Origin of the sequence: Hominisplanchenecus faecis (assembly GCF_020687205.1) — a bacterium.
GTDB lineage: Bacteria > Bacillota > Clostridia > Lachnospirales > Lachnospiraceae > Hominisplanchenecus > Hominisplanchenecus faecis.
In genome coordinates, this window is sequence record NZ_JAJEQE010000073.1 from 1 (window position 1) to 11,765 (window position 11,765).

An 11,765-nucleotide genomic window follows, 5' to 3' on the forward strand; every position below is an offset into this window, starting at 1 on the left:
ATTGAAACCGCCGTGTACCGAACGGTACGCACGGTGGTGTGAGAGGACGGCGGTTAGTCACTGCCTCCTACTCGATTAAGTAAAGATAAAACGTGATTTACAGATCAGCCCTTGAAATAATGTTCTCTGATCGGCTCGATCGGCATTTCTTTTCCAGTCCAGAGGCGGAAGGCTTCGGCACCCTGGAAAAGCAGCATATACAGTCCGTTAAAGGTGGCACAGCCATTTGCGGAAGCCATCTGAAGCAGGCGTGTCTGCTTCGGATTGTAAATGATATCCGACACGATCAGTTCCGGACGAAGCATGGAAGCATCCGGGATCGGACAGGTATCTGCGTGCGGAGCCATGCCAAGGGAAGTGGCGTTGGTCAGGATCGTACTGGCTTCAAGTGCCTGCCGCAGGGATGCTTCATCAGCAAGATCCGATACTGTAGCTTTACAGGAAGTGTTAGCATTGATCGTGTCGGCAAGTTTTAGGGCACGTTCCCAGGAACGGCCTTTGCGGTTAAAAATATGCAGTGTGGATACACCGTCTAATGCAGCCTGTACGGCGATGGCAGTTGCTGCACCGCCGGCACCCAGAAGTGTCATTTCTTTGCCGATGATGTCGTGTCCGGCCTCTTTGACTGCCTGCATATAGCCGATGCCGTCGGTGTTGTGACCGACCAGTCTGCCGTTTTCATTGACAACCGTGTTGACAGCACCAATCATGCGGGCGGCATCCGAAAGATCATCGATCAGCTCACAGATTTTTGTCTTATCCGGCATGGTGCAGTTAAAACCGGCGATGTTCATACATCGCAGCCCCTTTACCGTATCGGCAAGGTTTGCTTCCGGCACATCGAAACAAAGATAGACATAATTGAGATCCAGCAGGCGGAAAGCTTCATTGTGTATCAGAGGAGAGATACTGTGGGAAACGGGGCTTCCGAGAAGCCCTGTCAGCTTTGTGTGCCCGTCAATCACAGGAAATGTATCGTTCATAAGATGATCACCTCGTAAGTTTTTGTGTTTTTGCGATATCGTGATGCCCGCGAATGTTTCTGCTGCAAAATAACAAAACGTCAGACGCCGGCATCCCGTCAGTTTTATGATAATGACCGGGCGTGCATCTGTCAAGTGCTGGACTTTGCGGCGGAAATATAGTATAATGACAGGAAAAAGCAGGAATGTATGGGAGGCACAGCAATATGGACAAAACAGTACAGGTCAGAGATCTCGTGATCGGAGAGGGAAGACCGAAAATCTGCATTCCGGTCATGGGCAGCACGACAGAAACATTAAAAGAAGCTGTCGGTCATGCAATGAAAAAACATCCGGATCTGATTGAATGGAGAGCGGATTATTTTGCGGATATCGAGAACGAAGAAGTACGCAGACAGGCATTTGATGAGCTGAGAGAGATTCTGGGAGAAGTACCGTTGCTGTTTACGATCCGTACAAGAAGAGAAGGCGGAGAGGCTGATCTTTCGGCAGACCAGTATCTCAAGGTTGTATCGGATGCGATCCGGGATGAAAAGGCAGATCTGGTGGACGTGGAAATCTCCCACGGCGATGACATAGCATTTATGCTGATCTCGCTTGCACATGAGTTTGGGATCAAGACCATAGCATCCAGCCATGATTTTTCACAGACACCGAAAAAGGAGCAGATCATCATGACACTTTGCAAGATGCAGGAATTAGAAGCCGATATCCCGAAGATGGCGGTGATGCCACAGAGAGAGAGAGATGTTCTGGTACTGCTCGATGCAACATTAAGTATGAAAGAGCTCCATGCCCAGACACCGGTCATCACGATGGCCATGGGAAGGAACGGTGTGGTATCAAGGCTGTCGGGAGAAGTATTTGGCTCTGCTGTGACATTTGGGACGGCAGGAGCACAGTCCGCACCGGGACAGATCGATGCGGAAGAATTAAGGAAGATTTTGGAACTTTTGGCCGTCGTCTGATGTCAACGAAAAAACAGAACACAAGATCGCAGTTTTGACAAAATATGCACCCCTTGTCACCTATAATGGTAAGTGCTTAAGCGGCACTCCATGTAGGAGGCAGGGGGTGTTTTGTGTACTATGAAGTTTATCTGGATTTTTATTTTTTAGAAAGTTTTTTAACGGATGTGGCTCTGCTTATCCTGGTAAAAACGGTGATGCGGGAAAAATGGAAGGCAAAACGTATTGCAGGCACAGCCGTGCTGGAAAGCATGTGGTCCTGTATCGAATTGTTGCTTCCCTTTCGGGGGAGTTTTACAGCGACCTTTTTCTGGATCGTTTCCGTTTTGCTTCTGGTAATGGGAGGACTTGGAAAAAGAACGGCAAAAGAAGTGCTCTATGGTGCATTGTTGCTTGGAATTTCAAGCTTTTGCTTTGGCGGTGCACTGTATGTGGCAGAAACGTTCCGATATATTCCGGGAATTTTTGTGAAAATGGCGGTATTTCTGATCCTGTGGATGCTTTTGTATCTGTATACGGAAACCGACCAAAACAGACAGCGGATCTGCGAGGTCAGTCTCTGGCAGTGTGGGAAAAATAGAAAAGTGAAGGCACTTTACGATACGGGAAACCGCCTTCGAGAACCTTATAAAAAACGTCCGGTAAATATCATAGAGTACGAAGCGGCAAAAGAGCTGCTGGATGGAAAAGAAAATGTGTTTCTGATTCCATACCGTACCGTAAGCGGTTCAGGGGAAATGCTCAGAGGGATAGTTTTTGACAGAATGATTGTCAGCAAAGGAAGAAAAACAGAGATTTATGAACATCCGGTGATAGCCCTTACGGGGGAACGTGTGAGCAGTGATGGCAGTTATCAGATGATACTGCATCCAGATAACCGGAAAAATCAGGAGGAGAAGGATTATGTTTAAAATGGCGACCCCACAGAAATTTCAGTTTCGAATGACAAAAGGATGGCAGAATATATGGTTCCGCAGAACAAACGAAGTGCATTATATCGGAGGCAGTGATGTGCTGCCAGCACCACTTGAGGCACAGGAAGAGGCAAAAATGCTGGAAAACCTGGAAGGCGGAGAACATCAGGAAGAGGCCAGAAAACGGCTGATCGAGCACAATTTGAGACTGGTGGTTTACATAGCGAAAAAATTTGATAATACGGGCGTTGGAGTGGAAGATCTGATATCCATAGGAACGATCGGACTGATCAAGGCGATCAATACCTTTAACACCGGAAAAAATATCAAACTGGCGACGTACGCCTCAAGATGCATAGAAAATGAGATCCTGATGTATCTTCGCAGAAACAGCAAGACCAGAATGGAAGTCTCGATCGATGAGCCGCTGAATGTGGACTGGGACGGAAATGAATTGCTGCTGTCGGATATTTTGGGAACCGATGAGGATGTGATCTACCGCGATATGGAGACGGAAGTAGAATACAAACTGCTGTTTCGGGCAATCGCAAAACTTTCTGACAGGGAGCAGACGATCGTCAATCTGCGATATGGTCTGAACAGCTGCGACGGTAAAGAAAAGACGCAGAAAGAAGTGGCAGATATCCTCGGCATTTCGCAGTCTTATATTTCAAGACTGGAGAAAAAGATCATGAAACGTCTGAAAAGAGAAATGATACGCTACGAGCAATGACAAAAAACTTGCTTTATAGAAAATGATAGACTATAATAAATTGCGGAATAACAGAAGAAAGTCGTAACTGTGAAGGTACTGAACAGATACGAAAAGTTTTGATGGAAACCACGGAAAGGAAATCAGATGAACGAGAATTTGCATATTCAGAGAGAAGTGGATGACAAACCAGGCGAGGAATGTGGTGTATTCGGCATCTATGATTTTGACGGGAACGATATTGCACAGACCATATATTATGGTCTGTTTGCTTTACAGCACCGAGGACAGGAGAGCTGTGGTATCGCCGTCAGTGATACGGAAGGACCAAAAGGAAAAGTGGATTCCTGCAAGGGAATGGGACTTGTAAACGAAGTGTTTGATGCAGAAAAACTGGAGAATCTTCATGGAAACATCGGTGTCGGTCATGTGCGTTATTCTACGGCAGGAGCCAGCACAAGAGAGAATGCACAGCCTCTGGTACTGAATTATATCAAAGGCACGCTTGCACTTGCACATAATGGAAACCTGATCAATGCCCCACAGCTGCGGGAAGAGCTGGCATATGGCGGAGCGATTTTTCAGACGACCATTGACTCCGAGGTGATCGCATATCATATTGCGAGAGAACGTGTCAGAAGCAAGACGGCAGAAGAGGCAGTTGCCCGTGCCATGCAGAAGATCAAAGGAGCCTATTCTCTTGTGATCATGTCTCCGAGAAAACTGATGGGAGCAAGAGATCCGCAGGGGTTCCGCCCGCTGTGCATCGGCAAAAGGGGAAATGCCTATGTACTGGCGAGTGAAACCTGTGCACTGGATACGATCGGTGCCGAGTTTGTAAGGGATGTACTGCCGGGTGAGATCGTTACGATCACACAGGAAGGCATCAAATCTGACACACGTCTGTGCCAAAAGCAGCAGACGGCACACTGCGTTTTTGAGTACATTTACTTTGCAAGACCGGACAGCGTGATCGACGGTGTGAGTGTCTATCATTCCAGACTGATGGCAGGAAGATATCTGGCGATGGATTCACCGGTGGATGCAGATATTGTAGTCGGTGTCCCGGAATCCGGAAATGCAGCAGCACTTGGATATTCCCTTCAGTCCGGCATTCCATACGGTACTGCTTTTGTGAAAAACGGCTATGTCGGCCGTACCTTTATCAAACCGAAACAGAGCAGCCGTGAGTCCAGCGTCCGTGTGAAACTGAATGTACTGCGTGAAGCAGTAGAAGGCAAACGAGTGATCATGATCGATGATTCGATCGTCCGTGGAACAACCAGTGACCGCATTGTGCACATGCTGCGTGAGGCAGGAGCCAAAGAAGTGCATATGCGTGTCAGTTCACCGCCATTTTTATGGCCGTGCTACTTCGGTACCGATGTGCCTGCAAGAGAGCAGCTGATTGCATACAACCGTACCGTGGAGGAGATCAGACAGGTGATAGGAGCAGACAGTCTTGGATATCTGGACTGCAGTCGCCTGCGTCAAATGGCAGGAGACCTGCCGATCTGCACCGGATGTTTTACCGGAAACTATCCGCTGGATCCGCCGATGGAGGATATCAGAGGAGAATTCGAACAGTAGATACAGGAGGAAAATATGAGTACAGACAGATACGTAAGCCCATTATCAGAGCGTTATGCAAGCAAGGAAATGCAGTACATTTTTTCACCGGATATGAAATTCCGTACCTGGAGAAAACTCTGGATCGCACTTGCTGAGACAGAAAAAGAGCTTGGACTGAACATTACAGACGAGCAGATCGAGGAACTGAAAGCACATGCAGAGGACATCAATTATGATGTGGCAAAAGAAAGAGAACGTCTTGTCCGCCACGACGTTATGTCCCATGTGTATGCATATGGCGTACAGTGCCCGAAAGCAAAAGGCATCATCCATCTGGGAGCAACCTCCTGCTATGTTGGTGACAACACCGACATTATCGTGATGACAGAAGCACTGAAGCTGGTGAAAAAGAAACTGGTCAATGTACTGGCAGAGCTGGCAAAATTTGCAGATGAATACAAAAATCAGCCGACCCTGGCATTCACCCATTTTCAGCCGGCACAGCCGACAACCGTCGGAAAACGTGCAACGCTTTGGATGCAGGAGTTCTGTCTGGATCTCGAAGATCTGGACTATGTACTTGGAAGCATGAAACTGCTCGGTTCCAAGGGAACAACCGGGACACAGGCAAGCTTTCTGGAACTGTTTGACGGAGATCAGGAGACTATCGACAAGATCGATCCGATGATTGCAAAGAAGATGGGATTCAAAGAGTGCTATCCGGTATCCGGCCAGACCTACTCCAGAAAAGTCGATACCAGAGTGATCAATGTACTGGCAGGCATCGCTGCAAGTGCACACAAATTCTCCAACGATATCCGGCTGCTTCAGCATTTAAAAGAAGTAGAAGAACCGTTTGAAAAGACCCAGATTGGATCTTCCGCCATGGCTTACAAACGTAACCCGATGAGAAGTGAGCGTATCGCATCTCTTTCCCGTTATGTGATGGTAGATGCACTGAATCCGGCAATTACATCTGCGACTCAGTGGTTTGAGAGAACCCTGGATGATTCTGCAAACAAGAGACTTTCCGTTCCGGAAGGATTTCTGGCGATCGACGGTATCTTGGATCTGTGCCTGAACGTGGTAGACGGTCTGGTTGTATATCCGAAAGTCATCGAAAAACACATGATGGCAGAACTGCCGTTCATGGCAACCGAGAACATTATGATGGATGCTGTAAAGGCTGGCGGTGACCGTCAGGAACTGCATGAACGTATCCGTGTACTTTCCATGGAAGCAGGCAAACATGTCAAAGAAGAAGGGAAGGAAAACAACCTTCTGGAACTGATTGCAGCAGATCAGGCATTCAACATGACACTGGAAGAGCTGCAGAAGAGCATGGAGCCGTCCAGATATGTAGGCCGTGCACCAAGACAGGTGGACAACTTCCTGAAAAACGTGGTGAATCCGATTCTGGAAGAGAACAAAGAACTGCTGGGCGTAAAAGCAGAGATTCTGGTTTAATTGATTTAACCAAATAGCAAAGCGGATTGCGAATATCCGCTTGACATAAAAAGAAGGATATGGTTTCCAAAATGGATTCCATATCCTTTTTTTGCTTTTGATAAAGTGATGTGGGTGTTAAAAGTCCCCAACTATGATGCCTGCGGATTGTTCCGTGCGTTGCACTCCCACAATCCTCTCCAATATTCGCATATCGTGGGATTATCATCCCACTTTTATGCTCATATCTGGGCGGGTCCCAAGGTCTTTCATCCACCTATGAGCAAGCTCATGTGGATTTAGACCTTTTGACCCTGGCATCATAAAGTATATTCAGAAAGATCTGATCTTGATGATTTAGTTGTCTTCCAGAGTTCCCTCTGTGCTGTAAACCTGACGTTTCTTTGCCATTTCATCGCTTGCCAGGTATTCGTCGTAGGAAGTGATCTTGTCGATCAGTTTTCCGTTTGGCAGAATCTCCATGATACGGTTTGCCGTTGTCTGCACAATCTGATGGTCGTGGGAAGCAAACAGGATCACACCTGGGAATTTGATCATGCCGTTGTTCAGGGCAGTGATGGATTCCATATCCAGGTGGTTGGTAGGTTCGTCAAAGATCAGGATGTTTGCACCGGAGATCATCATCTTGGAGAGCAGGCAGCGGACTTTCTCACCACCGGAGAGTACACGGACCTGTTTCACACCGTCATCACCGGCAAACAGCATACGTCCGAGGAAGCCACGTACATAAGTTGCATCTTTGATCTCGGAGAACTGTGTCAGCCAGTCTACGATCGTCAGATCATTGTCGAACTCTTTGGTGCTGTCCTTTGGAAAATAAGCCTGAGATGTGGTGACACCCCATTTGAAAGAACCTTCGTCCGGTTCCATTTCGCCCATCAGGATCTTGAAGAATACTGTTTTTGCAAGTTCGTTGCCGCCGACAAAAGCGACTTTGTCATTTCTTCCAAGTGTGAAAGAAATATCATCGAGTACTTTTACGCCGTCGATGGTCTTGGAAAGATTCTCTACCATCAGTACTTCATTGCCGATCTCACGTTCCGGACGGAAATCAATGTACGGATATTTACGGCTGGAAGGACGGATCTCATCCAGCTGGATTTTTTCCAGAGCACGTTTTCTGGAAGTAGCCTGTTTGGATTTGGAAGCGTTGGCACTGAATCTGGAGATAAAGTCCTGTAATTCCTTGATTTTTTCTTCCTTCTTTTTGTTTGCTTCTTTCATCTGACGGATCATCAGCTGACTGGATTCGTACCAGAAGTCATAGTTACCGGCATAGAGCTGAATTTTGCCATAGTCGATATCTGCGGTGTGGGTGCAGACCTTATTCAGGAAATAACGGTCATGGGATACCACGATCACCGTATTTTCAAAGTTGATCAGAAATTCTTCCAGCCATTCGATCGCACCGAGATCCAGGTGGTTGGTCGGCTCGTCGAGAAGAAGGATGTCCGGATTGCCGAACAGGGCTCTTGCAAGCAGGACTTTGACCTTTTCATTACCGTTTAAGTCGCCCATCAGAGTATAATGCAGATCCGGTTCAATGCCAAGACCGTTTAACAGTGTGGCTGCATCAGATTCTGCTTCCCAGCCGTTCATCTCAGCAAATTCGCCTTCCAGTTCGCTGGCACGGATACCGTCTTCTTCGCTGAAATCCTCTTTTGCATAAATGGCATCTTTTTCTTTCATAATATCATAGAGACGCTGATTTCCCATGATAACCGTGTCCATGACCGTGAACGCATCATATTTAAAATGGTCCTGCTCTAGGACGGAGAGACGCTGTCCGGGTGTGATGACAATATTGCCGTTGGTAGTGTCGAGCTGACCGGAAAGAATCTTCAGGAATGTGGATTTGCCGGCACCGTTGGCACCGATCAGGCCGTAGCAGTTTCCCTCTGTAAATTTAATATTTACATCTTCAAATAATGCTTTCTTACCGATACGCAGAGTCACATTGTTTGCACTAATCATTTTTAACCTCCAGAAAGTATATTGTATACAATAATAATCGAACGAAATACATACAAAATCAGCTGTATGTATTCTGGTCAGTATCACTGACATTTTACCTGTTCTATTGTAACCGAAAACAGGAAAAAAGCAAGAGCCAGAACGAAATAACTGAATATAAGAAGCAAAATAATGGGTTCATGTTAAAAAAACAAGAAAAAATAACTGGATATTCTTGAAATTTTGTAGTATCTTTGCATGGTATGTTGTTAAATTAAGTGGTATATTATGATATCATGATGTTGGAGTCAAAAGTCCCCAACTATGATGCCTACGGATTGTTCCGTGCATTGCACTCCCACAATCCTCTCCAGTATTCGCATATCGTGGGATTATCATCCCACTTTTATGCTCATATTTGGGCGGGTCTCAAGGTCTTTCATCCACCTATGAGCAAGCTCATGTGGATTTAGACCTTTTGACCCTGGCATCATATCTATAGAAAAATTGAAGTGCATGAAAGTAGGTGTAGATTATGTGTGGAATTTGTGGAATAGCAGGAAAATACGACAAACAGAAGCCGGTAATCGAAAATATGATGAAAAGTATTTATCACAGAGGTCCGGACGGCGGCGGAAACTATATAGATGAGGATGTTGCACTGGGATTTCGAAGACTGAGCATTATCGATCTGGACTGCGGCAATCAGCCGATGTTCAATGAGACGGGCGAAGTTGTGATCGTATTTAACGGTGAAATTTATAATTATCAGGAACTTACGAAAGAACTCCAGGCAAAAGGACATGTGTTTACAAACCATTCTGATACAGAATGCCTGATCCATGCATATGAAGAATACCACGAGAAAATGCTGAAAAAGCTTCGCGGAATGTTTGGATTTGCCATCTGGGACAGCAAAGAGAAAACATTATTTGCAGCCAGAGACTTTTTTGGCATCAAACCATTTTATTATGCAGAAATCAATGGAAATCTGGTCTTTGCATCCGAGATCAAAGCAATCCTGGAATATCCGGAGTACAAACGTGAGCTGAATGAAAAGGCTCTGAGCCATTATCTGAGCTTCCAGTATTCTGCTATGGATGAGACTTTTTTCAAAGGCATCTATAAATTAAATCCGGGATGCTGTCTGCAATACAAAGGCGGCAAATTAAAAGTTTCCCGTTATTTTGATCCGACTCTGGTACCGGAGAAGCATCAGGATGAGAAAGCGATCGTAGAAGAGATCAAGGAGCGTGTTGCCGAGTCGATCGAGGCACATAAGATCAGTGACGTAGAAGTAGGTTCTCTGTTATCCGGTGGTGTGGATTCCAACTACATTGCAGCACAGGGACATTTCCAGAATACATTTACGGTAGGATTTGCAGAAGACAACGGCAGATACAGCGAGATGGAGCGTGCAAGAGAGATTGCAGATTATGCGGGAAGTACCTGCCATCAGAAAGTGATCACACCGGAAGAATACTGGGCAGTGCTGCCGAAAGTGCAGTATCATATGGATGAGCCTTTAGCCGATCCGTCCGCAGTTGCCCTTTGGTTTGTAGACGAACTGGCAGCAAGCAAGCTGAAGGTAGTTATGTCCGGAGAAGGCGCGGACGAGTTGTTTGGCGGATATGTGATTTATCATGAACCAGTCTCTTTACGTCCGTTTAAAGTATTGCCGGCAGGTCTGAAAAAGAAGATCAAAGAAAAACTGGAAGACAACAAAAAGAATTTTAAGGGAAAGAATTATCTGATCCGCGGATGTACACCGATTGAGGAGCGTTTTATCGGAAATGCTTATCTGTTCCATCCAAAGGAAAAAGCAAAAGTCTTAAAGAGCAGCATTCCGGCAGAAGATCCGAAGACACTGACGGCAGCCTGTTATCAGAAAACCAGAAAACTGGATGATACCGCACGTATGCAGTATATTGACCTGAAATTCTGGCTGATCGGAGATATCCTTCAGAAAGCGGATAAGATGAGTATGGCACATTCTCTGGAGACGCGTGTTCCGTATCTGGATATTGAAGTTTATAAGACGGCCAGAAAACTTTCTTTTGATAATAAAATCCGCAAGACGCAGACAAAATATGCCTTCCGTGAAGCTGCACACAGCATTCTTCCGGAGCAGGTGGCAACACGCAAAAAACTGGGATTCCCGGTACCGACACGTGTATGGCTCAAAGAAAAGAAATATTATGATAAAGTACGTGCTGCATTTGAAAGCGAAGCATCGAAAAAATTCTTCCAGACGGATTACCTGATCAGGCTGATGGATGATCATTATAATGGTCTGGCAGATAACAGCCGTAAAATCTGGGCAGTCTATACCTTCCTGGTATGGTACGATGTCTACTTCGGTGAGCAGCAGAGTGCTTAATAAAATGGGAGAACTTTACTTATGATAAGGAAAAAAGGTGCGATTTTTGATATGGACGGTACGCTTCTGGACTCTATGTGGGTCTGGAGGCAGATTGACGTGGATTTTCTTGGCAGAAGAGGATTTGAAGTGCCGTCGGATTATCTGGAGATGATCACGCCGATGGGGTATTGCCGGGCTGCCGAGTATACGATTGAGCGATTCGGACTGAATGAAAAGCCGGAAGATCTGATACAGGAATGGCATGGGATGGCAGCAGAAGCCTATGCGAAAAAGGTGGAGCTCAAGTCCCATGCAAAAGAATATCTGCTAAAACTGAAAAAGACCGGTACACGCATCGCTGCGGCGACCTCATCGGCTTACGAGCTGATTGCACCCTGCCTTGAGCGAAATGGCGTGCTGGAGTGCTTTGATGCATTTGTGACTACCATGGAAGTGCCGCACGGCAAAGATTTCCCGGATGTTTATCTGGAAGCGGCAAAAAGACTGAAACTTTCGCCGGAAGAATGCCTTGTCTATGAAGATATCTATAAAGGAATCTGTGCGGCGAAAAGTGCAGGGTTTAAAGTTGTGGCCATGCGAGAAGAAGCATCTATTGATGACCAGGAGAAAATCCGGCAGGCATCAGATTATTACATAAAAGATTTTGTGGAACTCCTTAAATAAAAAGTTGTCGGTGGTTTCCTGGCAGGTGTAAGGAATGGAAATGCCGCACATTTTAAAATAGTGTTTGCAAAAAAATAGTATTGCATGTGCAAATGAACGAATTCCCCGAAGGGCACGTAAAAGTGCCTTCTTGGGAATTGTTCATTTTGC

Annotated in this window: 9 protein-coding genes; 7 read left to right on the forward strand and 2 right to left on the reverse strand. The window is 46.0% G+C overall.

Going from position 1 to position 11,765, the window contains the following annotated elements:
• Positions 1-104 precede the first annotated feature (104 nt).
• Positions 105-983 (reverse strand): shikimate dehydrogenase, encoded by an 879-nt coding sequence (locus LKD42_RS14195; protein WP_248836080.1) that lies wholly within the window; start codon positions 981-983, stop codon positions 105-107.
• Positions 984-1,189: 206 nt separating this feature from the next.
• On the opposite strand from LKD42_RS14195, the gene aroD reads away from it, so the two are divergent.
• The 5 genes from aroD (at position 1,190) to purB (ending at position 6,616) form a co-directional block, all read left to right on the forward strand.
• Complete coding sequence (gene aroD, locus LKD42_RS14200) at positions 1,190-1,951, forward strand: type I 3-dehydroquinate dehydratase (RefSeq protein ID WP_248836081.1); 762 nt, start codon at positions 1,190-1,192, stop codon at positions 1,949-1,951.
• A 113-nt stretch (positions 1,952-2,064) separates the two neighbouring features.
• Positions 2,065-2,862 (forward strand): sigma-E processing peptidase SpoIIGA, encoded by a 798-nt coding sequence (locus LKD42_RS14205; RefSeq protein ID WP_248836082.1) that lies wholly within the window; start codon positions 2,065-2,067, stop codon positions 2,860-2,862.
• Positions 2,855-3,598 (forward strand): RNA polymerase sporulation sigma factor SigE, encoded by a 744-nt coding sequence (gene sigE, locus LKD42_RS14210; RefSeq protein WP_022117971.1) that lies wholly within the window; start codon positions 2,855-2,857, stop codon positions 3,596-3,598. Before LKD42_RS14205 ends, sigE begins: the two co-directional genes overlap by 8 nt.
• A gap of 126 nt (positions 3,599-3,724) precedes the next feature.
• Complete coding sequence (gene purF, locus LKD42_RS14215; RefSeq protein WP_248836083.1) at positions 3,725-5,167, forward strand: amidophosphoribosyltransferase; 1,443 nt, start codon at positions 3,725-3,727, stop codon at positions 5,165-5,167.
• A gap of 15 nt (positions 5,168-5,182) precedes the next feature.
• Positions 5,183-6,616 (forward strand): adenylosuccinate lyase, encoded by a 1,434-nt coding sequence (gene purB, locus LKD42_RS14220; RefSeq protein WP_248836084.1) that lies wholly within the window; start codon positions 5,183-5,185, stop codon positions 6,614-6,616.
• A gap of 336 nt (positions 6,617-6,952) precedes the next feature.
• On the opposite strand, the gene LKD42_RS14225 is transcribed toward purB, so the two are convergent.
• Positions 6,953-8,590, reverse strand: coding sequence for an ABC-F family ATP-binding cassette domain-containing protein (locus LKD42_RS14225; protein ID WP_022119640.1), 1,638 nt, complete (start codon positions 8,588-8,590; stop codon positions 6,953-6,955).
• A gap of 514 nt (positions 8,591-9,104) precedes the next feature.
• Between LKD42_RS14225 and asnB the strand changes: the two genes are divergently transcribed.
• A complete protein-coding gene (asnB, locus tag LKD42_RS14230) occupies positions 9,105-10,949 on the forward strand; it encodes an asparagine synthase (glutamine-hydrolyzing) (RefSeq protein ID WP_248836085.1) in 1,845 nt (614 codons plus the stop codon).
• 21 nt (positions 10,950-10,970) lie between these two features.
• Positions 10,971-11,615: an HAD family hydrolase gene (locus tag LKD42_RS14235; protein WP_248836086.1), complete on the forward strand. Its 645-nt coding sequence runs from the start codon at positions 10,971-10,973 to the stop codon at positions 11,613-11,615.
• Positions 11,616-11,765 lie beyond the last annotated feature (150 nt).